We start from the raw sequence: 22,068 nt of genomic DNA, 5'->3' as shown, positions 1-22,068 counted from the left end.
ATTTAAAATAAGAAAGGTTTCATTTGTTAAATCCCATTTCCATCGATCTTTTCCTTTTTATATTTAGGCAGAATAATAGCAAACTTCGTTCCTTTTTGAACTTCACTTTCCACCTGAATATAACCTTCATGGGATTCAACAATATGTTTTACAATTGCTAATCCTAAACCTGTTCCTCCAGATTCTCTTGATCTAGCTTTATCCACTCGATAAAATCGCTCAAAAATTCTAGATAAACTTTTTTTCGGAATACCTATTCCAGTATCTTCAACCGTTATTTTTATTTGTTCGGGTTTGAAAGCTTTAAGCGTCACCTTTATAGATCCATTCGCAGGTGTATATGCCATTGCATTTGTTAAAAGATTGATAATAACCTGTCTTATTCGATCTCCGTCTACTTCAGCATGGATATCATCAAGCTCTTTAACAATATATAATTGTTTTTTTACAGCTTGTGGTTTGAACGTCTCAATGGTGCTATGAATAAGCTCTCTCAAATCTACCGTAGAATAGTTTAATAAGTTTTGGTTTAACTCAATTTTAGATAAATCTAATAAATCACTTATTAAACGATGAAGGCGTTCACTTTCGTTATAGATGATTTGCAGAAAAGCTCTACTTGTTTCCTCATCTTTCAATGCACCATCTAGTAAAGTTTCTGCAAAACCTTTCACAGCAGTAATCGGTGTTCTTAATTCATGTGAGACATTAGCAATAAATTCCGTTCTCATATTCTCTAAGTGTTTTAGTTTTGTAATATCATGGAGGACAGAGACAACCCCATTAATCTGTCCTTTTGCATCATAGATCGGAGCTAAATGACAATCTAGATATTTTTTGATTGGATATTGGATACTAATTTCTGCGTGAATAGATTCTCCGGTATTTAAAGACCTTTCTATCAATTCACTTAAAGCGTAATTTTGTCCAGCTTCTATATGATATTTACCTATGATTTGTTCAATTTGTTCTCCCAATAACCATTCAATAGCTGGATTAGCAAGGATTATCTTTCCTGACTTATCAACTAATAAAACTCCATTTGCCATATTGTTTAATACTGTTGTTATTTTTTTCTCATTTTCATGAATGGTCATAATCTGATTGTTTAAACTATCTGCCATCAAGTTAATGGCGATTCCTAATTGCCCAATTTCATCATTACTGTTTAAATGAATCCTTGCAGAATAGTCTTTATTGGTTATTCTTTTTGCGATTTCTGTCATATCTTCAATTGGTTTTGTAATTTTATTAGAAATTCGATAACTAATAAGAATAGTAATCAAAAAGACAATAAATAAGCCAATGACCAAACTATACCAAAAACTTTCTAGTGATGCCTTAATCTCATTCACAGGTAGAGATAAACGAACAACACCTATAATTTGATTATTTTTCATGATTGGGACGGAAGTGTACAACATCTCCATTCCTAGTGTATGACTATAACGAATTGCTTTTCCAATCTTTCCATTTAACGATGTCTGTACTTCTGGACGATTAGCATGATTATCCATTTTATTTTTGTCATATTTCGAATCAGCTAGTACCAAGCCATTTTTATCAATAAAAGTAATTCTCGTATTTAATTCTTTTGATGTATTGTTAGCTAGTTGTTGAAATAACACTAAACCCTCTTTTGAACCGATTTCCCAGGAAATCATATCTTTCGTAAGATTAGCTTCTTTGACTAAACGATCTCCTAATGCATTAAGGTAGATCTTATCAATCAAATTGGTAAGGAAAAAACCTAAACTAAGTAAGGAGATCCCGATTAAAAGTGTAAATGTTAATGTTAAACGATTTCTAATTTTTTTCATTGCTAGGATCACCAAATTTATAGCCGATGCCACGAATGGTTTTAATATACTTTGGTTGTCTCGTATCTTCTTCTATTTTTTCTCGTAAGTGGCTCACATGAACATCAACAATTCTTGAATCTCCTACAAAATCATAATTCCAGACCGCATTTAGCAATTGGTCTCTTGTTAAAACTTTTCCTTGATGCCTTACCAAATAAAGTAATAATTCAAATTCCTTTGGTGTTAGTTCTAATAATTCTCCTTTTAACCTTGCCTCGAACTTTTCTTCTTCAATTTGTAAATCACCAATTTGAATGTTTTTTAAATCTTCATCTTGTACTTTTTCAGATAATCTTGATTGATACCTTCTTAATACCGCTTTTACTCGTGCTATTAATTCTCTAGTACTAAAAGGTTTTGTCATATAATCATCTGCACCTAATTCTAAACCAAGAACCTTATCAAACTCTTCATCTTTTGCAGTTAATAAAATAACTGGAATTTCCATTTGATTTTTCCTAAGTTCCTTCAAAACCTCTATCCCATCTAGACCAGGTAACATAATATCTAAGATCATTAAATCGTATGGGACTTTCATACAAAGCTCTACCGCCTGTCCACCATCAGACGCTACTTCTACAGAATACCCCAATTTTTCCAAATTAAATTTAACTAAGGTGACAATTGAAGGTTCATCATCAACAACCAATATTCTCTTTTGCATGAAAATGCCAGTCCCTTCCTAAATAAATTAACCAACCTAACATGCCTAGTTTAATTAAAACATACATTAAGTAAATTGTGTATCCCTTCCATATTTGATATGATATTTAGTGATGATTTTTCATTATGCAATGAACTAATTGAAGGAATGATTTGTACGTGGCAAAAAGAAAATGGTTTATTCGCATTATTTTGTCTATCACTTTTTCTATTCTATCGGGTATGATATCGATCATAACTGAAGGTAAATTTCTTACCAATTATATCAATATATCTTTTATGATTGGTCTATTTCTTTTGATGATAAGTGGAGTTGCAGTTGTTATTTTTTCTGGTTTTTTTGATCTGTTTGCGAAAGGATGGAAACAGTTATTTTTTAGATCGGATCCCTCTGTCGATCGATCACATTGGCGTTATGAAATAAACGCTAATGGTGAAAGTAAAGATGATCTTTTAAGAAAAAATGCAAAAAGAGAGTTATTTATCTTTATACCTTTATTCATTTCACTATTTCTCATTATTCAATCCTATTTTTTTCTTTATTTATTGGTATATAACTAAACCTACAAAATTAACGACTTTCCTCTGAAGCTAACTCCAATTACTTTTGTGGGATCACACGAATTTGAAAGAAAGTTAAACCTTCTTTAGTATTTAAAAGAACCCTATTGTATCCTAAAAATGGATCAACAGGGTTCTTTTCAGATCTTATTTATATAAATGGCAAGCAACAAAATGTCCTGGTTGAACCTCTTTTAAAACAGGTGTTTCAATTGCACATTCTGGCATTGCCTTTGGACAACGTGTTCTAAAACGACAACCACTTGGCGGATTTAATGGACTTGGAACATCCCCTTCCAAGATGATGCGTTCTCTTGTTCGCTCGATTTTAGGATCAGGTATTGGAATAGCAGATAATAATGCCTCTGTATAAGGATGAAGAGGCTTATTATATAATTCAATACTTTCTGCTAATTCGACTAGATTACCTAAATACATGACACCAATTCGGTCACTTATATGTTTTACCATGGAAAGATCATGGGCGATAAACAAATAAGTTAAACCTCTTTCTTTTTGTAAATCTTGTAGGAGGTTAACAACTTGTGCTTGAATTGAAACGTCTAAAGCTGAAATTGGTTCATCGGCAATGATAAAGTCAGGTTCTACTGCTAAGGCTCTAGCAATCCCAATTCTTTGACGTTGACCCCCACTAAATTCGTGTGGAAAACGGTTAGCATGTTCACGATTTAAACCAACAGTTTCCAATAAATGATAAATTCGTTCTAACCTTTCTTTTCCTGATGCTAAATTGTGAATATCAATTCCTTCACCAATGATATCTGCAACAGTCATTCGAGGGTTTAAAGATGCATAAGGATCTTGGAAGATCATTTGCATCTCCCTGTTAAATTGCTTTAAATCATGTCCTCTAAGGTTATTAACCTTTTTCCCCTTAAAAATAACTTCGCCACCTGTAGGTTCATACAAACGGATAATGGTTCTTCCTGTTGTTGACTTTCCACATCCTGATTCACCAACAAGTCCTAGGGTTTCCCCTTTTTTCATGCTAAAAGTAACACCATCTAGCGCTTTTACAACACCATTTCCAACTTTAAAGTGCTTTTGTAAATTTTTTACCTCTAAAATCGTTTCACTATTGCCACTTTGTTTATTTTGACTCATGATTCGCACCTCCTACCGCTAATGGTGTACCCTCTTTAGGTGCTTGCGGATGTTGTAGCCAACAATGAACCTTATGACCTGGGCCAATGATCGACGCTTCAGGGAATTCCTTTGTACAAATCTCCATTGCAAAAGGACATCTTGGATGGAACGGACATCCACTTGGCGGGGCTAATAAATCTGGTGGCGTTCCTTCGATTGAATCTAAACGATGACCTTTAGAATCTAAGCGTGGTACGGATTTTAATAATCCCCAGGTATATGGATGTTGTGGGTTATAGAAGATATCATCTAAATATCCTTGTTCCACAACTTGACCCGCATACATAACAATTACTTTTTGTGCAATATCAGCTACAACGCCTAAATCGTGAGTAATAATAATAATCGAAGTATCTAATTTACTTTGCAAATCTTTCATCAAATCAAGAATTTGCGCTTGAATTGTAACATCCAAAGCAGTCGTTGGTTCGTCTGCAATCAACAGTTTTGGACTACATGCCAAGGCAATAGCAATCATAACCCTTTGTCTCATCCCACCACTAAATTCATGTGGGTATTGTTTAACACGTAGTTCAGGGTTAGGAATTCCTACAAGTTCTAACATCTCAACAGATCGTTTTAAAGCTTCTGCTTTATTCATTCCATGATGCTTAATTAAGCCCTCAGAAATTTGTCTACCTACTGTCATTGTTGGATTTAATGATGTCATTGGGTCTTGGAAAATCATACCAATTGAAGAACCACGGATTTCTTCCATTTCTTTATTGGATAATTTAATCAAATCCTTACCTTCAAAAATGATTTCTCCGTTTTTATATACACCAGGTGGTGTTGGAATCAGCTTCATAATCGATTGAGAGGTAACACTTTTTCCACTACCAGATTCTCCTACGATTGCGACAGCTTCTCCCTTTTCAACATCAAATGATAAGCCACGAACGGCTTTAACTTCTCCAGCATATGTCAAGAAGGAGACTTCTAGATCTTTGACTTGTAACACTTTTTCTGCCATGATTCTCTCCTCCCTTATTTTCTTAATCTAGGATCTAACGCATCTCGCAAACCATCGCCAAATACGTTAAAGGCAAACATCGTTAATGAAATCATAAAGGCAGGGAATGCCAATCTCCACCAATGGCCAGAAAGAATTGTAACAATTCCTTCATTTACCATTGTACCCCAACTTGCTAAAGGCGCGGGTACACCTAAACCAATAAAACTTAAGAATGCTTCTGAGAAGATTGCACCAGGAACAGTTAAAGTCATGCTAACAATAATTGGCCCTAATGTATTTGGAATTAAGTGTTTAAATAATAATCTTGTTGTATTCGCACCTAATGTTCTAGCTGCTAATATAAATTCCATTTCTTTTATTTGTAGGATTTGGCCACGGACCAAACGCGCCATACCAATCCATCCAGTTGCAATTAATGCAAGAATAATCGTTCCCAAACCACGATCCATGACGACCATTAAAAGAATAACAACAAGTAAATATGGAAGCCCATATAATACATCAACAACCCTCATCATAAACTGGTCAACTTTGCCACCTGCATAACCAGAAATTCCACCATAGATGACACCAATAAGCAGATCGGCTAATGCTGCAGTTAAACCAATGAATAATGAAATTCGTGCTCCTGACCAAAGTCGCGCAAACACATCACGGCCAAGATCATCTGTCCCAAACCAATGTTCAACACTCATTGGTTGATTGGTAATAGTTAAATCTTGAGTTCTATAATCATAAGGTGTTAAATGCGGACCTATAAGAGCCATAATTGCCAAAAAAACGATTATCCATAAACCTAACATAGCAAGTTTATTTTTCTTCAAACGTCTCCATGCATCCTGCCAGAAGTTTAAGCTAGGACGAACAATTTTTTCAGCCTGGTCACGGTCATGACTGATACGTTGAAAGCTTTGATTTGTGATTTCTGGCATGCTTATTCCCCCTTAGCTCCAATTTTGATTCTTGGATCAATAAATCCATAGGCTAGATCAACTAGAAAATTCGCAGAAATTAAAACTGCACTATAGAAAATAGTTGTACCTAAAATAACTGGGTAATCACGATTTGTCACACTAGTTACGAAATATTTACCTAATCCAGGGATACCGAAAATTTGTTCAACAACAAAAGTGCCCGTTAAAAGTGTAGCAGTTAGTGGACCTAAAATCGTAATAACAGGCATAATGGCATTACGAATGGTATGCCTCCAAATCACTTGGAAAGAATTAAGTCCCTTCGATTTCGCTGTACGAATATAGTCTTGTCCTAAAACTTCCAACATATTGGAACGCATCAATCGAGCGATAACTGCCATTGAGTGCATACCTAGTGCTGTTGAAGGTAAAATAGTATGCGCAAAAGTTCCCCATCTTGCGATTGGAAACCACCCAAGTTTCACTGCAAATATGTCAATCAAAATTGGAGCCAAGACGATATTAGGAACAGATACGCCTAATACAGCAATAACCATCGCTGTATAATCTAGTCCTGAATTATGCTTTAATGACGCGATTATTCCTAATGTAAGTCCTATACCTAAAGCAATGATTAAAGATTGTAACCCTAATTGTGCAGAAACAGGAAAATTGTTATTGATAATATCATTAACCGTCAATGTCTTAGATGAAAAAGATGGACCTAGTTCTAATTTTGCAACGTTTCCCAAGTAATCTAAATATTGTACAGGAAGTGATTTATCCAACCCATAATGCTTCTTTAAGTTTTCAATCGTTTGCGGTGGTAATTTCTTCTCTTGTGTAAATGGATCCCCAGGGATTGCATGCATTAAAAAAAAGGTTAATGTCACAATAACCCAAAGGGTGATGATTAACATCCCTAATCTTTGAAGTATGAATCTTAGCAAGTCTAACACCTCCATAAAAATGGCACAGACAAAGAAGTAGAGAAGCATACCCATAGGCATACCTCTCTAACCCTAACCTGTTTTCAAACATTAACTATACTATTTTACTACTCAATCGTTACCCATGTAAAGTCGGAACTTCCATCAGCATGACGAACAACATTTTTCACATTGTCATGTTGCATGAACACACGAGTATAGAAATAAACTGGAATGATAGGCATTTCATCCATTAAGATTTGTTCAGCTTCTTGGAATGCAGCTAATCGAACTTGTTGATCGCCAGTTGATTTTGCTTGTTTGATCAATTCATCGTATCTTGCATTACTCCAGTTTGTATCGTTATTTCCGCCATCAGTTACCCACATATCCATAAATGTCATTGGATCCATGTAGTCAGCTAACCATCCATAACGTCCGATTTGGTAGTCTCCAGCACTTAAAGTTTTTAAGTAAACTTTCCATTCTTGGTTTGTTAATTCTACATCAACACCAAGATTTTGTTTCCACATTGCTTGAACTGCTTCAGCAATTTTCTTATTACCATCATTTGTGTTATAAGATAATGTTACTTTAGGGAATGTTTTTAACCCTAACTCTTGCATTCCTTTTTCTAATAATGCTTTTGCTTCAGCAGGCTTCTTAACGAAGTCTCCATTTTTCTCACGGAAATCTACTCCCATATCAGGAGATGCCCCCGGTGGTACAAAAGCATATGCAGGTATTTGGCCACCTTGAGTTACATTGTTAATCAATGACTCACGGTCGATCGCAGCAGCAAAGGCTTGACGAACATACTTGTTAGTAAATGGTTCTTTTTCAACATTGAAGACAAACATGTAGTTACCTAAGACTGGTTTACTTGTTGCTTCACCTTTGTCGATTAACTCTTTGGTTAATTCAGTTGGTGGTTGTGCGATATCTAACTCATTGTTTTGAAATAATTGATACTCAGTGTTATCATCATTGATCATAACCCAAGAAATTTTGGATAAATTCACTTTGTCTTTATTCCAGTAGTTTTCGTTCTTTTCAATCACTACTTCGGAATCATGTTCCCATTTTGTTAATTTGAAAGGACCATTACTAACATATGTTGCAGCTTCAGCAGCCCATTCTTTATTAGCTTCTACAACTTTTTGATTTACAGGAAATAAAGTATAGAATGCAGTTAATTGTAAGAAGAAAGGTGTAGGAGCTTCTAACGTTACTTCTAAAGTTTTGTCATCAAGTGCTTTAACCCCTACGTCTTCAGCTTTTGCTTTACCTGCATTATAAGCTTCACCATTTTTTAAGTAATATAATTGGTAAGCATAGTCAGATGCTGTATCAGGATTTAATACACGTTTCCATGCAAATTCAAAGTCATGTGCAGTAACAGGGTCACCATTAGACCACTTAGCATCTTTTAGATGGAAAGTATATTTTAAGCCATCATCACTAATTTCCCAGCTTTCAGCCATACCAGAACCTTGTTTTACCTGGCTATTTTCATCTAAACGAACTAAACCTTCCATCAATTCACGTAAAATATCTCCTGAGGTTGAGTCAGTCGTAGTAGCTGGGTCTAAACTTGGTGGTTCAGTCTTTGCATTAAGCCTTAAAACTTGTTCTTTCGCAGGCTGTTCTCCTGCAGTTTGATCTTTTTTCTCGCCATCTGTGCTGGTTCCACCACCACAACCAGCAAGTACAACACTTGCAACCATAATGATTGCAATCATTAGCACTAGCCATTTGCTAGTTTTCTTCATTAAAAGACCCCCTTATGTTATGTTTTTTTATAGTAAAGGTTGAAATTCAACCTTACTTAAAAAATAGTAGAAATAGATACCACGTAATCTTTTTTCTAATCACTGAATACTTTATTTTCTGAACATTTTATATATACAGTGTAATTAGAAAATATTATTTAAACTATATCAATAATTATACTGAATATCGGCTAATTGACAAGTGGTATTTTTCGCTTGTTTAAAACTATATTAAAATAATGTTAAATAAATGTTAAACAAATGTAAATACATGGTTAATCTACGATTCTATATTGTTCTGCTCCTTGAATATAAAGATCATTGCCATGCACATCATTTACAACGATTGCTGGGAAATTTTCTACTTCTAATCTTCTAATCGCTTCTGGTCCTAAATCATCATAAGCAATTACTTCTGCTTTTTTGATCGTTTTGGCAATTAATGCGGCTGCTCCACCAACAGCTGCGAGATATACTGCTTTATTTTTCACCATAGAGTCTTTTACATCCTGACTTCGACTCCCTTTTCCAATCATTCCACGAAGTCCTAACTCTAGTAAAATAGGAGAATATTTATCCATCCGATAGCTTGTCGTTGGCCCAGCTGATCCAATGACTTTTCCAGGCTTTGCAGGTGTTGGTCCTACAAAGTAGATAAATTGATCCTTGATGTCAAACGGCAAATCTTTTCCATCTGCCACCAATTCTACTAATCTTTTATGAGCAGCATCTCTAGCTGTATAGATCACTCCAGAAATGAATACTTGATCTCCAGCTTGTAATTTTGAAATTTCCTCCGCAGAAACAGGTGTTGTTATATGAACGGTTGCCATCCTCGTCACTCCTTTCCTTACAATACTACTTCTTTATGTCTTCCAGCGTGGCAATTGATATTTACTGCTACTGGAAGAGAAGCAATATGTGCAGGATAGATTTCTATATGAACATCTAAAGCAGTGGTTCGACCACCTAAACCTTGAGGCCCGATACCTAATTTATTGATTCTACCTAGTAATTCTTCTTCTAACTGTGCAATATCTTCTAGGTGACTTCGTTTTCCTAATTCTCTAAATAAAGACTTTTTAGCTAAATATGCAGCTTTTTCAAAAGTGCCACCAATTCCCACACCAACCACAATTGGAGGACATGGATTGGGTCCAGCTGTCTTCACGCATTCAACGATAAAGTCTTTTACCCCTTCAACCCCATCCGAAGGCTTCATCATTTTGACAAACGACATATTTTCACTACCGCCACCTTTTGCAGCCATATGTATCTTCACTTGATCTCCATCTACTATTTCGATATGGATAACGGCAGGTGTATTATCTCCAGTATTCTTTCTCTCAAGTGGATGGCCTACGATTGACTTGCGGAGGTAACCATCCTTATACCCACGACGTACGCCTTCATTAATCGCATCATTTAAGTTTCCACCAACAATATGTGCATCCTGGCCTAACTCAACAATAAACACAGCAAATCCAGTGTCTTGACAGATTGGCACCCTTTCGTTTCTTGCAATGCTGACATTCTCTAATAATTGGTTTAAAACATCTTTACCTGTTTGAGATTCTTCTGTTTTTAACGCTTGTTTGAAAGCGTTTTCAACATCTTCACCTAAGTCAAAGTTAGCTGTTTGAACCATTTCTGCTACTGCATCAATAATGCTATCTACGTGAATCTCCCTCACAGATCTCCCCTCCAACCTTTTTGAATTCTTCATTGTCTAACTTTATTTTATCATAGCTTTTTTAATATTCACTCAATTTTTTTGTTAAACTTTACTTTATTACTTTAATAAGCTTATACCTTCTTATACGGTTATAAACCCCGGGAATCCCGGGGTTTATCTCTTGAAGCGTAATCTATTTTTTATCGAACTAACTTGATAACTGCTTCAACGGCTTCTGCAGATTTATTAAGTGCAGCCTTTTCTTCTTCTGTTAATTCTAATTCGTATACTTTTTCAATACCATTTCCACCAATCAATGTTGGCACACCAAGATAAATATCATTGTATCCATACTCACCTTCTAAATAAACGATGGTTGGAATGATTCGTTTTTTATCTTTTAGAATGGCTTCAGCCATTTGAACAAGTGAAGCAGCTGGTGCATAATAAGCACTACCATTTCCTAATAGATTGACGATCTCGCCACCACCTTTACGTGTCCGTTCAACGATCGCATCTAATTGGTCTTTTGATAATAATGTTTCTAACGGAATGCCACCAGCAAATGAATATCTAACAAGAGGAACCATCGAGTCTCCATGGCCACCTAATACAAACCCATTTACATCTTCAACAGAAACATGAAGAGCTTGGGCGATAAAGGTACGGAAACGAGCAGTATCAAGTACACCCGATTGCCCTATCACGCGCTCTTTAGGGAAACCTGTTGTCTTATAAGCAACATAGGTCATTGCATCTACAGGATTGGATAAGACGATAATATAGGAATTAGGTGCATATTTTGCTACTTGTTCTGCAACGGATTTTATAATACCCGCATTTGTATTAACAAGATCATCACGGCTCATTCCAGGTTTACGAGCGATTCCCGCGGTAATAATCACAAGATCAGAGCCAGTAATATCTTCATAGTTGCTTGTACCGACAATATTTACATCCACCCCTAAAACTGGAGTAGCTTCTAACATATCTAAGGCTTTCCCTTTTGTTGGGTTTTCTAGTTGAGGAATATCAACTAGTACAACATCTCCTAATTCTTTTTGAGCTAAAAACAAGGCAGTTGTAGCTCCAGTAAAACCAGCACCAATCACAGAAATTTTATTCCGTTTCATTGCCATTGTGATCCCCTCCATTTTTTTGGAATTACATATTTTTAATTAATTCTGTTCCAAATTCGGAGCATTTCAATTCCGTTGCACCTTCCATTAAACGAGCAAAATCATAAGTTACTGTTTTATTGGAAATGGTCTTCTCCATAGCAGAAATAATGAGGTCTGCAGCTTCTGTCCATCCCATATAACGTAACATCATTTCTCCAGATAGAATAACAGATGATGGGTTCACTTTATCTAATCCCGCATATTTTGGTGCTGTACCATGAGTAGCCTCGAACAATGCGACACCTGTTGTATAGTTAATATTGGCTCCAGGTGCAATACCAATTCCACCCACTTGTGCGGCTAAAGCATCAGAAATATAATCACCATTTAAGTTCAAGGTAGCAATGATATCATATTCTTTTGGTCTAGTTAAGATTTGTTGTAAGAATGCATCTGCAATCACATCTTTAATCAATAGTTTGCCTGATGCTAATGCTTCTTCTTGTGCTTTATTTGCAGCTTCTGTACCTTGTTCAGCCGCAATGCGATCATACTGTGCCCAAGTAAATACTTTATCACCATATTCCTTTTCAGCTACTTCGTAACCCCAGTTTTTGAAAGCCCCTTCAGTAAATTTCATAATATTTCCTTTATGAACCAACGTTACACTCTTACGATTATTTTCTAAGGCATAGTCAATAGCTGAACGAACTAAACGGTATGTACCTTCTTTGGATACAGGCTTAATTCCAATACCCGAGGTTTCAGGGAAGCGAATTTTCTTTACGCCCATTTCATCGATTAGGAAGCGGACAATTTTTTGAACTTCTTCTGTTCCCTCTTGCCATTCAATACCTGCATAAATATCCTCCGCATTTTCACGGAAAATCACCATGTCTGTCCATTCTGGATGCTTAATTGGAGAAGGAACCCCTTGGAAATAACGAACAGGGCGAACGCAAGCATATAAATCTAATTCTTGGCGTAATGCAACGTTTAAGGAACGAATTCCACCACCAATCGGTGTAGTTAATGGACCCTTTATTCCTACCAAATACTCTTTCATCGCTGTTAAAGTATCTTTTGGAAGCCATTCTCCCCATTTTTCGAAAGATTTTTCTCCAGTGTAAACTTCAAACCATTCAATTTTTCTTTTGCCGCCATATGCCTTTTCAACTGCTGCATCTAGCACTCGAACAGAAGCTGCCCAAATATCTGGCCCTGTCCCGTCCCCCTCGATAAATGGAATGATTGGATTGTCTGGTACATTTAATTTTCCATTTTCAATGGTAATCTTTTCCCCTCTTGTTGGCATGTCAAACTTTTCAAAAATTGACATCGTCTGTTACCTCCCATTTCTCCCATTGTTTTTTGTCTAATATGAATGAATCAAGGGGGTTTAAGAAAACTTAAACACCCCAATTAATTCCTATTCTGCATATTAAAAACTAGAACGTCAATCCATTTTTAAAATTTTGTTAATTTTTTTATATTCCTTTACAAATAAATTATGATGCAAACGCTTCCAGTTTTCTTATTATAAACAACAAAATCATCTAGGCTCTATGTTCGTTACTCTTTGCTTCTTGTGCCTGTTTTGCGTATTCTTCCAACATATCAGTTGTTACAGATTTTGGTCTTTCAATTGGGTAACCAAGCGCTCTATCCCATGTAATATTTGCAAGAACACCTAGTGCTCTACCAATTCCAAATAGAACTGTATAAAAATCATATTCGGTAAGACCATAATACCACTGGATAACACCAGATTGAGCATCTACGTTTGGCCATGGATTTTTTGCTTTGCCTTGCTCTTTTAGAATATCAGGAACAACTTCATAAAGCTTACTGACAAGTTGGAATAGAGGATAGTCTGGTAAATGCTTTAAGCAATATTCTCTTTGAGAAGTATATCTTGGATCAGTTTTACGAAGAACTGCATGACCATATCCAGGTATAACATGGCCACTATTAAGCGTATCCCATACAATTTTTTTCAATTGTTCTGTTGTAGGAACTTGACCACCTAATTTTTCCATAAATTGTTGAATCCATGCAAGCACCTCTTGGTTTGCAAGGCCATGAAGAGGACCAGCTAATCCATTGATGCCAGCAGATAGCGAATAATAAGCATCAGATAAAGCAGATGCGACTAAGTGAGTGGTATGAGCAGATACGTTGCCGCTTTCATGATCTGAATGAAGAATAAAGTACATTCTAGCTACTTCATCATAAGGAGGTTCTAATCCCATCATATGAGCAAAGTTTCCACCAAGATCAAGAGTTGGATCTGGATCAATTTGTGTATCACCTTTGTATTTTAGCCTATAAATAAAAGCTCCAACTTGTGGTAATCTTGCCATCAGGTTTAATGCATCTTCATACATGTATTCCCAACTATTATATTTATTAAATTTTCCCTCGTTATAGGCTTTAGCAAACTCTGACTCTCTTTGCATCGATACAATTGCTGCCGAAAACATTACCATGGGATGTGAATCTCTCGGCATCGCCCTAAGAATATCAAACACATACTCTGGAACTTTTGCTCTATGTTTCATATCCTCTACTACTTCTTCAGCTTGTTCTTTTGTGGGGATATCACCTGTTAAAAGTAAATAAAAGAATCCTTCTACATAAGGGTAATCTTTGCCGTCAGGTTTTGGAAGACCTTCCATAACTTCTTGTATTGTATACCCTCTGAAGCGAATCCCTTCAAATGGATCCAAATAAGAGATGTCAGTAACTAGACCTTTGACTCCTCTCATCCCACCAATTGCTTGTGCGATCGTCACATCGCTAATTTTGACATCGCCACTTTCAACTAAGAGCTTTGTCGTTCTTTTTCTGTGCTCCTCAATTTTTTTGGCGAGTACGTTCTTTAAAGTAGACATATAAACACCTCACCCTCTCCCCTTTTTTCATTTTTATAATTAGAAGATATGAAAGATACATATCCTCAAATCAACGAACCAAAAAATGATCTCTATATATTCAGAATTTTAGTTAAATAATAATATCTTGAATATATTGTAATATATTATTGCAATTTTGTGAACTACTATTCTAATTTTTCTTAAAAATTATATTCTTTTGTATATATTGACATTTATATCCTCTATTATATTAAACTTTGTACAAAAATAGAATTACCAAGGCTTTTTGAAGATGGAGAATTTCTGGATTATGAAGTAGTATAATCTTTTTAGAAATCTTGTTTAACACTTACTTCTTTTTTTCATTTTTTATGCCTTTGCCTAATTTGTTTAAAATTGAACAAAAAAAGGAATAAATCTTGCTTACATAGATTCATTCCCTCTTCTCTTAGCCGAAAAAGTATTTTAACCATTCAAATATTTTAATCAATGTCACTGCAATCCCAGCACCAATCAAAGGGCCAACGGGAATTCCCTTAAGGAAAACCACGGCAAAAATCGTGCCTAATACTAAGGCTATTGTGATTTGCGGTGATTTTTCTAATAATTGAATGCCATTTGCTGCAAACAAAGCGACGATCATTCCAGATATAATCGCAATGATACCATAGCTTGACTTAAAGGATTCGATTAAATCTTGCAGTTGGATTTTTCCTTTAGCAATAGGGACTAATACAGCAATCGTGATCATTATAATGCCGATATTCATTCCATGCTTGTCCAACAGCGGAAAAATGCGGTCTCCCAAATGGCTTAAGCGAATAACCAGAAGAATGGCCACGGCTATCACAATCGATTGATTCTTACTTAGTAGCCCAATTCCTAACAATAAAATTAGAAAAATGATTTCATTTGGAATTTGGATCATAAAAATACCATCGTCCTGTTTGAATTTTTCGTTCTAACCATCTTTTTAGATACCCCTTTATCAGTTTCCTAGTAACGGGAAAAATCATAAAAAAACCGATTGTGTCTGTAAAAAAACCTGGCGTGAGTAATAAAAGTCCTCCTGCAAAAATACTAATCCCATCTAAGATCGCATCTCCTGGTAGTTGTCCATTTCTTAGCTCGATCTGAGCTTTATTCCATGTTTTTAATCCTTCCTTTTTGGCTAAAAAGGCTCCAATAACCCCAGTTAAAATGACAGCCAAAAACGTTTGCACCCCACCGATAAATTGAGCAGCTTTGATAAGCCCCCAAATCTCCAAGGCAGGGATCGCAATCATTAAAAATACAATGGTTCTGAACACAGATTCTCCCCCTTAAAGATTAACTAAACTGATTAAGGTTTGATGAATTTCTGGTGCTACTTTTTCTAATCGAACAGGTTTAAAGTTCTTGTCTATCCAGACATGACTTGTTTCACCTGTCGCTAGCAATCTTTCATCAGTAACACGTATCACCTGGTACTCAAAGGTCATTCTTAGACTACTATATGCTTTTAATCGGGCTTGAATCAATAAATCATCATCATATTTTGCTGCAACCTTATACTGACAGGATACATCAAAAACTGGTAATAGTAAGCCTTTTTCTTCTAGTTTTTTGTAACTGATCCCAAATTTTTTGATCATTTCCGTTCTCGCCACTTCAAACCAAACAAAATAATTGGCGTGATACACAACACCCATTTGATCAGTCTCTTGATAGCGAACACGAATCGGTGTCTCTGTCCATTCCACTGTTATTTCCCCCTTACTTCTTTAGCAATAAAATTCTAGAGAAAGAGACCGTCTTAATAACGGTCTCTTGATGTATCAACTTATCTATTTATTATATCATTGGAATTTGTCCCGCATAGACATAGCCTCGTTCTGGGTCAACTGTAACGATCATACCGTCCTCAAATTTTTCATAAGCTTGTTCAGCACCGACAATCACAGGAATTCCTAAGTTAATCCCTACCACCGCTGCATGTGAGGTTAATCCACCTTCTTCAGTAACTACAGCTGCTGCTCTTTCAAAAGAACTTACCATGTCCTTATCTGTGGAGTAAGTAACAAGGATTGCTCCATCTTCCATTTTACTCGCTATTTCCTCAACTGTTTTCCCTTTTATTACTTTCCCGGTTACGACTCGATTTCCAATTCCTTGTCCTCTTACTGCGATATCACCAACTAAATGTACTTTGATTAAATTTGTCGTGCCTGTTTTGCCTACTGGAACACCTGCTGTAATAATGACCAAGTCCCCTTGATTAATAGCTCCCGCATTTAGAGCCCCGTCAACAGCATGTGTGATCATCTCATCCGTTGTTCTAATTTGTTGCCCTAAGATGGGATATACTCCCCAACTAACACTTAATTTATTCATCACTTTCGGATTTGGTGTGATCGCAATAATTGGAGCCTTTGGACGATACTTAGAAACAAGCCTTGCAGTTTGTCCACTTTCAGTCGGCGTTAAAATTGCATTTACCTCTAAATCAATAGCAGTATTAGCTACTGCCTGACTAATGGCATCGGTTACAGTAGTTTGCTGTAATAAGCTTCTCTTATTATAAATTTCTTTGTAATTAAGAGCCTCTTCTGTTCTTACTGCGATTCTTGCCATCGTTGCAACTGATTCTACAGGATACTTCCCTGCAGCAGTTTCACCTGATAACATAATGGCATCAGTACCATCAAAAATTGCATTTGCCACATCACTTGCTTCAGCACGGGTTGGACGTGGATTTCTTTGCATGGAATCTAACATTTGGGTAGCGGTGATGACTGGTTTACCAGCTTTATTACACTTTTCAATAATCATCTTCTGAACAAGAGGTACCTCTTCAGCTGGGATTTCAACACCTAAATCCCCTCTAGCCACCATGATCCCATCGGAAACTTGTAGGATTTCATCAATATTTTCAACACCTTCGTGATTTTCAATCTTGGAGATAATCAAAATGTCTGCATTGTGTTCCTCTAAAATCTTGCGAATTTCAAGTACATCACTCGCTTTTCTCACAAAAGAAGCAGCTATAAAATCAAGGTCATTCTCGATTCCAAATAGGATATCCTTTGCATCCTTTTCTGTGATACCAGGCAAATTGATTTTTACTCCCGGTACATTTACACCCTTTTTGCTTTTGAGAATACCACCATTTAAAATTCTACAATGAATTTCATTGCCTTCAATCTTTATAACCTCTAGCCCAATTAATCCATCATCAATTAAGATTTTAGAACCAGGTTGTACATCATTTGGAAGACCTGCATATGTAATCGAAATTTTATTTTCATCGCCAATGATTTCATCCGTGGTTAAAATTATCGTCCCATCTTGTTTTAATTCAACTTCAGGTGCACCTATCACACCTGTGCGAATTTCAGGACCTTTCGTATCTAAGAGAATGGCAACTGTTTTTCCTGTTTCCTTTGCAGCTTGCCTGATGTTATGAATCCTTGCTAAATGTTCTTGATGATCCCCATGAGAAAAGTTAAGTCTAGCTACGTTCATTCCTTCATGAATGAGTTTTTTTAATACTTCTACCTTTTCACTCGCTGGGCCAATCGTACAAACGATTTTTGTTTTTCTCATTCTCTTTTTTCCACCCTTCTACAACATTAATAACTCTTCTTATCTTTTCTAAATAGCTAAAATACTAGCTAATTGGTACAACGCTAAGTCAACTTGATGTTTTTGCATTAAAGCTTCATCTATGTCCAAAGAAATGATTTGATTGTAGCGAATACCAACCATTCTACCGGATTGACCTTTTAATAACAATTCAACAGCTTCAGCGCCTAAACGACTAGCTAATACACGGTCAAAAGCTGTTGGAGATCCACCCCTTTGAATATGACCCAATACGGTTACTCTCGTTTCAAAACCTGTTCGTTCTTTAATTTTGTTACCAAACTCAACCGCACTACCTACGCCTTCAGCTACAATAATAATACTATGCTTTTTACCCCGTTTATGGCCACGTTCTAAGCGTTCAATGATTTCATCCATGTTGTAGTAGGCTTCGGGAATAATAATACTTTCTGCACCATCTGCTAAACCTGACCACAAGGCAATATCCCCTGCATTGCGACCCATCACTTCAATTATATATGTACGTTCGTGCGATGTTGCCGTATCCCTTATTTTATCAATCGCATCAATCACTGTGTTGACTGCTGTGTCAAAACCGATAGTAAAATCTGTACCAGGAATATCATTATCAATCGTACCAGGTACGCCAATGGCAGCAATGCCATGTTGAATTAACTTTTGTGCTCCACGGAAAGAACCATCTCCACCAATAACGACAAGGCCTTCAATTCCATGCTTTTGTAATTGTTCTACTGCCTTTGCTTGGCCTTCTGGTGTCCTAAATTCATCACTTCTCGCTGTATAAAGGATCGTTCCCCCTCGATGAATAATATCACCTACAGAGCCTAAATCCAATTTCTCTATTTCCCCGTTTATTAGACCACTATATCCATGATAAATACCAAAAACCTCTAACTCATGATAAAAACCTTTTCGAACAACGGCTCTAACCGCTGCATTCATACCAGGTGCATCTCCACCGCTTGTTAGTACTGCAATTCGCTTCATGCTTCTCACCTCTTTGTATACTTTTATACCATAAAATGTCCATAAGGGACATTTTAAGTCCATAGTGGACAAAAAAGAGTGTACCCTTTTTTAGGGTACCTTGATCAACATTATTATACCATGAAATCAAACTTTTTATAGACTTTTATAGACTTTCTTTTCATTTAGATCAATGAGGAGTATTGACCGATTTTTCTAAATTTTTGATAACGTTGTTCTACCAACTGAGTTGGACTTAACGAAGATAAGGTTGCAAGCGATTCTTCAATATACCTCTTAATTTCCTTCGATTGAAATTTAATGTCTTTATGTGCCCCGCCTAGAGGCTCTTTAATCACACCATCTGAAATCCCAAACTCAAAGGCATGGTGAGCAGTAATTCCCATTGTATTGGCTGCTTTTGAAGCTTGAGTCGCATCTTTCCATAATAAAGCTGCTGCTCCCTCTGGAGAGATGACAGAATAAATCGCGTTTTCTAACATATATAAATGGTTACCCACCCCTAAAGCAAGAGCTCCACCACTTCCACCTTCGCCTGTCACGATACAAATCATCGGTACTTTAAATAAAGCCATATCTCTTAAGTTTCTAGCTATGGCCTCACTTTGCCCCCTTTCCTCAGCACCAATTCCAGGATATGCACCAGGTGTATCAATAAAGCAAATGATAGGTCGATGAAACTTATCAGCCTGCTGCATTAGCCGTAGAGCTTTTCGGTAGCCTTCCGGATGAGGCATACCAAAATTACGTAGAATATTATCCTTCGTATCTTTTCCTTTCTGGTGACCAATAACAGTAACCGGTTCCCCATTTAATTTTGCGATTCCACCAACAATCGCTGGATCGTCGCCAAAAACTCTGTCTCCATGGAACTCAATGAATTCAGTAAAAATATGCTCAATATAGTCTAATGTAGTAGGCCTTTGTCCATGTCTAGCAATTTGCGTCTTTTGCCATGGAGTAAGTTGTCCATAAATTTCTTGTTCAAGATTTCTTGCTTTCTTTTCTAGCTCTTCAATTTCTTTTGAAAAGTCGATACCTTCTTTAGATGTAAATTGTTTTAACTCTTCGATTTTTTTACGTAGTTCTATGAGGGGTTTTTCAAAAGGTAGCTCAAAAGCCATTAGCTTCCCCCCTTACCATATGTAAATCCAAAAGTTTCGCTAATGTTTGTTTCATATCTTTTCGATGAACAATCATATCTAATTGACCATGCTTTAATAAAAATTCTGCTGTTTGAAAATCATCAGGTAGTTTTTGGCGGATCGTTTGTTCAATAATTCTCCGGCCAGCAAAACCTATCAATGCGTTAGGTTCTGCAATATTGATATCACCTAATGATGCAAAACTAGCAGACACCCCACCTGTCGTAGGATTCGTTAATACAGAGATAAATAGAATACCCTCTTGGTGCAATTTTGCTAATGCGGCACTTGTTTTCGCCATCTGCATTAGGCTTAAAATACCTTCTTGCATTCTTGCTCCACCGGATGCAGAAAATAAAATAAAGGGATATTTTTTTACAATTGCTTTCTCAATTGCCCTTGCAATTTTTTCACCAACAACAGAACCCATACTTCCCATACGAAAGCGTGAATCCATTACACCAACGACCACAGGAAAACCACCAATCGTTCCTTCACCAGTCACAACGGCTTCATTTAAATTCGTCTTATCCATATCCTTTTTTAACTTATCGATATAGCCTTCAAAATGAAGAGGATCAGAAGAGATCAAATCCGCATCATATTCAAAAAAGTTTCCTTGGTCCAGCGTCATCATAAGGCGTTCAGGAGAAGAAACAGACATATGATGATCACAATGAGGGCATACATGAAGATTTTTTTGTATTTCTTTTGCAAAAGTAATTTTGCCACATTTGTCACATTTGACAATCATTCCTTCTGGAATATCTTTTCTAGCCTTCTCAGAAGGGATCGTTGCATATTTTCTTCGTTTATAAAAAAAATCCTTTAACACACCAACACCTCACATAGGATGGTTTTAAGGAAGAATCGTCGCCAATACCTCTCTTATTTCATCTAATTCTCCTTCTGGTACTAGGATCTCATACTGTTTCAAAACATGACTTTGTCTAATTTTGACTAAAAATCCTTCAGTAGTTAATTGATCTCGAATTTTTTCAGCTATCTTTTCATTAGGTGCAATATAAATGACAGTCCACATGAAGTATCCTCCTCAAAAACCTTAACAATACTTTCATTATAGCGATATTTATCAAGATTTCAAAGAATAGCCTCAAAAATGTCATATTTTAAGCAAAAAATTCACTTTTCTCCAGATGCAATCTCATTTGTATTACTGCTTCTTCTACATTACGTGCCTTTAATGCTTTTAAAATATTTTGATGCTCTTGTATGGATACTTCAGGTCTTCCATTTCTCCCTAACGATTCTTTCAATATCGTTTTCCCATAATCAAAGACAGGTTTCCAAATTCGATAAAGAAGATAATTACGACTAGCCAATGCAATTGATTCATGGAAAAAATAGTCTTCCTCTAATGGAAGGATACCAGACTCAAGTTTTTTGACGGATTCCTCAATCACCATTTCTATTTGCCTAATCTTACTCTCATCCATCCGCTCAGCCGCTAATCGTACGGCATCAAGCTCAATGATTTTTCTAATCTCTAAAAGATCTTTTTTTGATTTTTCATTTCTAAGGATATAAAAAGCTAGAATTTCTACTAAGTGGTGGGCAGTATAATCTTCGATAAACGTTCCTTCACCACGACGGGTAGTAATTAAACCTAATAACTCTAATGCTCTCAACGCTTCCCTTACAGAAGATCTTCCCACACCTAATCGCTCAGCAAGTTCTCTTTCAGAAGGTAACCGGTCTCCTGTAGATAGATTGTCTGCTTCAATGATTTGGTTGATCCTTAGTAAAACTTCCTGATATAATTTAAGCTCTTTAGTATCATCGAGCATTAAGCC

22 protein-coding genes are annotated in these 22,068 nt (G+C 36.3%); 1 reads left to right on the top strand and 21 read right to left on the bottom strand.

Features of this window, described 5'->3' with window-relative positions; genetic code table 11:
* Positions 1-26: 26 nt before the first annotated feature.
* Both pnpS and BEN26_RS09135 read right to left on the bottom strand, forming a co-directional pair.
* Positions 27-1,820 (bottom strand): two-component system histidine kinase PnpS, encoded by a 1,794-nt coding sequence (pnpS, locus tag BEN26_RS09140; protein WP_069797740.1) that lies wholly within the window; start codon positions 1,818-1,820, stop codon positions 27-29.
* On the bottom strand, positions 1,807-2,526 hold the full coding sequence (locus BEN26_RS09135) for a response regulator transcription factor (RefSeq protein ID WP_069797742.1): 720 nt from the start codon (positions 2,524-2,526) through the stop codon (positions 1,807-1,809). The genes pnpS and BEN26_RS09135 overlap by 14 nt, the downstream gene beginning before the upstream one ends.
* A 158-nt stretch (positions 2,527-2,684) precedes the next feature.
* Here BEN26_RS09135 and BEN26_RS09130 point away from each other — a divergent pair, with 158 nt between their 5' ends.
* Positions 2,685-3,086, top strand: a complete 402-nt coding sequence (locus BEN26_RS09130; RefSeq protein ID WP_069797744.1) for a DUF3899 domain-containing protein — start codon at positions 2,685-2,687, stop codon at positions 3,084-3,086.
* 147 nt (positions 3,087-3,233) lie between these two features.
* Here the strand turns inward: BEN26_RS09130 and BEN26_RS09125 are convergent, their stop codons facing one another.
* The 19 genes from BEN26_RS09125 to BEN26_RS09035 form a co-directional block, all read right to left on the bottom strand.
* On the bottom strand, positions 3,234-4,211 hold the full coding sequence (locus BEN26_RS09125; RefSeq protein WP_068722650.1) for an ABC transporter ATP-binding protein: 978 nt from the start codon (positions 4,209-4,211) through the stop codon (positions 3,234-3,236).
* On the bottom strand, positions 4,198-5,226 hold the full coding sequence (locus BEN26_RS09120; RefSeq protein ID WP_069797746.1) for an ABC transporter ATP-binding protein: 1,029 nt from the start codon (positions 5,224-5,226) through the stop codon (positions 4,198-4,200). The genes BEN26_RS09125 and BEN26_RS09120 overlap by 14 nt, the downstream gene beginning before the upstream one ends.
* A 14-nt stretch (positions 5,227-5,240) precedes the next feature.
* Positions 5,241-6,161: an ABC transporter permease gene (locus BEN26_RS09115; protein ID WP_069797747.1), complete on the bottom strand. Its 921-nt coding sequence runs from the start codon at positions 6,159-6,161 to the stop codon at positions 5,241-5,243.
* Positions 6,162-6,163: 2 nt separating this feature from the next.
* Complete coding sequence (locus BEN26_RS09110) at positions 6,164-7,093, bottom strand: ABC transporter permease (RefSeq protein ID WP_069797749.1); 930 nt, start codon at positions 7,091-7,093, stop codon at positions 6,164-6,166.
* Between the two features lie 107 nt (positions 7,094-7,200).
* Entirely contained in the window at positions 7,201-8,844 is a 1,644-nt protein-coding gene (locus BEN26_RS09105) for a peptide ABC transporter substrate-binding protein (RefSeq protein WP_069797751.1), read from the bottom strand.
* A 275-nt stretch (positions 8,845-9,119) separates the two neighbouring features.
* Positions 9,120-9,677: a Fe-S-containing hydro-lyase gene (locus BEN26_RS09100; RefSeq protein ID WP_069797753.1), complete on the bottom strand. Its 558-nt coding sequence runs from the start codon at positions 9,675-9,677 to the stop codon at positions 9,120-9,122.
* Positions 9,678-9,694: 17 nt separating this feature from the next.
* Positions 9,695-10,537: a fumarate hydratase gene (locus BEN26_RS09095; protein WP_153011974.1), complete on the bottom strand. Its 843-nt coding sequence runs from the start codon at positions 10,535-10,537 to the stop codon at positions 9,695-9,697.
* A gap of 182 nt (positions 10,538-10,719) precedes the next feature.
* Positions 10,720-11,658: a malate dehydrogenase gene (gene mdh, locus BEN26_RS09090; RefSeq protein ID WP_069797757.1), complete on the bottom strand. Its 939-nt coding sequence runs from the start codon at positions 11,656-11,658 to the stop codon at positions 10,720-10,722.
* Between the two features lie 25 nt (positions 11,659-11,683).
* Positions 11,684-12,979 carry an NADP-dependent isocitrate dehydrogenase gene (icd, locus tag BEN26_RS09085; RefSeq protein WP_181482258.1) on the bottom strand — a complete coding sequence of 432 codons (1,296 nt, stop codon included), beginning with the start codon at positions 12,977-12,979 and terminating at the stop codon, positions 11,684-11,686.
* A 217-nt stretch (positions 12,980-13,196) separates the two neighbouring features.
* Positions 13,197-14,534: a citrate (Si)-synthase gene (locus BEN26_RS09080; RefSeq protein WP_069797759.1), complete on the bottom strand. Its 1,338-nt coding sequence runs from the start codon at positions 14,532-14,534 to the stop codon at positions 13,197-13,199.
* A gap of 430 nt (positions 14,535-14,964) precedes the next feature.
* Positions 14,965-15,444, bottom strand: coding sequence for a DUF441 domain-containing protein (locus BEN26_RS09075; protein WP_069797761.1), 480 nt, complete (start codon positions 15,442-15,444; stop codon positions 14,965-14,967).
* Complete coding sequence (locus BEN26_RS09070) at positions 15,425-15,826, bottom strand: FxsA family protein (protein WP_069797762.1); 402 nt, start codon at positions 15,824-15,826, stop codon at positions 15,425-15,427. The genes BEN26_RS09075 and BEN26_RS09070 overlap by 20 nt, the downstream gene beginning before the upstream one ends.
* A 12-nt stretch (positions 15,827-15,838) precedes the next feature.
* Positions 15,839-16,258, bottom strand: coding sequence for an acyl-CoA thioesterase (locus tag BEN26_RS09065; protein WP_255421880.1), 420 nt, complete (start codon positions 16,256-16,258; stop codon positions 15,839-15,841).
* A gap of 91 nt (positions 16,259-16,349) precedes the next feature.
* Positions 16,350-18,101, bottom strand: coding sequence for a pyruvate kinase (gene pyk / locus BEN26_RS09060; RefSeq protein WP_069797764.1), 1,752 nt, complete (start codon positions 18,099-18,101; stop codon positions 16,350-16,352).
* 48 nt (positions 18,102-18,149) lie between these two features.
* Positions 18,150-19,109, bottom strand: a complete 960-nt coding sequence (pfkA, locus tag BEN26_RS09055) for a 6-phosphofructokinase (protein ID WP_068722635.1) — start codon at positions 19,107-19,109, stop codon at positions 18,150-18,152.
* Positions 19,110-19,273: 164 nt separating this feature from the next.
* Complete coding sequence (locus tag BEN26_RS09050) at positions 19,274-20,233, bottom strand: acetyl-CoA carboxylase carboxyltransferase subunit alpha (protein WP_069797766.1); 960 nt, start codon at positions 20,231-20,233, stop codon at positions 19,274-19,276.
* Positions 20,223-21,089 (bottom strand): acetyl-CoA carboxylase, carboxyltransferase subunit beta, encoded by an 867-nt coding sequence (gene accD, locus BEN26_RS09045; RefSeq protein WP_069797768.1) that lies wholly within the window; start codon positions 21,087-21,089, stop codon positions 20,223-20,225. Before accD ends, BEN26_RS09050 begins: the two co-directional genes overlap by 11 nt.
* Before the next feature lie 24 nt (positions 21,090-21,113).
* Entirely contained in the window at positions 21,114-21,296 is a 183-nt protein-coding gene (locus tag BEN26_RS09040; RefSeq protein WP_068722629.1) for a glutamate decarboxylase, read from the bottom strand.
* 88 nt (positions 21,297-21,384) lie between these two features.
* Entirely contained in the window at positions 21,385-22,062 is a 678-nt protein-coding gene (locus BEN26_RS09035; RefSeq protein ID WP_068722627.1) for a FadR/GntR family transcriptional regulator, read from the bottom strand.
* Between the last annotated feature and the right edge of the window lie 6 nt (positions 22,063-22,068).

The organism is Tepidibacillus sp. HK-1, assembly GCF_001748485.2.
GTDB classification, from domain to species: Bacteria; Bacillota; Bacilli; order Tepidibacillales; family Tepidibacillaceae; genus Tepidibacillus_B; species Tepidibacillus_B infernus.
This window is presented reverse-complemented; position numbering and strand designations above follow the sequence as displayed.

Coding starts and splice junctions, on each gene's coding strand:
- pnpS (WP_069797740.1), bottom strand. CDS start 1,820: ATGAAAAAAATTAGAAATCGTTTAACATTAACATTTACACTTTTAATC.
- BEN26_RS09135 (WP_069797742.1), bottom strand. CDS start 2,526: ATGCAAAAGAGAATATTGGTTGTTGATGATGAACCTTCAATTGTCACC.
- BEN26_RS09125 (WP_068722650.1), bottom strand. CDS start 4,211: ATGAGTCAAAATAAACAAAGTGGCAATAGTGAAACGATTTTAGAGGTA.
- BEN26_RS09120 (WP_069797746.1), bottom strand. CDS start 5,226: ATGGCAGAAAAAGTGTTACAAGTCAAAGATCTAGAAGTCTCCTTCTTG.
- BEN26_RS09115 (WP_069797747.1), bottom strand. CDS start 6,161: ATGCCAGAAATCACAAATCAAAGCTTTCAACGTATCAGTCATGACCGT.
- BEN26_RS09105 (WP_069797751.1), bottom strand. CDS start 8,844: ATGAAGAAAACTAGCAAATGGCTAGTGCTAATGATTGCAATCATTATG.
- BEN26_RS09100 (WP_069797753.1), bottom strand. CDS start 9,677: ATGGCAACCGTTCATATAACAACACCTGTTTCTGCGGAGGAAATTTCA.
- mdh (WP_069797757.1), bottom strand. CDS start 11,658: ATGGCAATGAAACGGAATAAAATTTCTGTGATTGGTGCTGGTTTTACT.
- icd (WP_181482258.1), bottom strand. CDS start 12,979: ATGTCAATTTTTGAAAAGTTTGACATGCCAACAAGAGGGGAAAAGATT.
- BEN26_RS09080 (WP_069797759.1), bottom strand. CDS start 14,534: ATGTCTACTTTAAAGAACGTACTCGCCAAAAAAATTGAGGAGCACAGA.
- BEN26_RS09075 (WP_069797761.1), bottom strand. CDS start 15,444: ATGATCCAAATTCCAAATGAAATCATTTTTCTAATTTTATTGTTAGGA.
- pyk (WP_069797764.1), bottom strand. CDS start 18,101: ATGAGAAAAACAAAAATCGTTTGTACGATTGGCCCAGCGAGTGAAAAG.
- pfkA (WP_068722635.1), bottom strand. CDS start 19,109: ATGAAGCGAATTGCAGTACTAACAAGCGGTGGAGATGCACCTGGTATG.
- BEN26_RS09050 (WP_069797766.1), bottom strand. CDS start 20,233: ATGGCTTTTGAGCTACCTTTTGAAAAACCCCTCATAGAACTACGTAAA.
- BEN26_RS09040 (WP_068722629.1), bottom strand. CDS start 21,296: ATGTGGACTGTCATTTATATTGCACCTAATGAAAAGATAGCTGAAAAA.
- BEN26_RS09035 (WP_068722627.1), bottom strand. CDS start 22,062: ATGCTCGATGATACTAAAGAGCTTAAATTATATCAGGAAGTTTTACTA.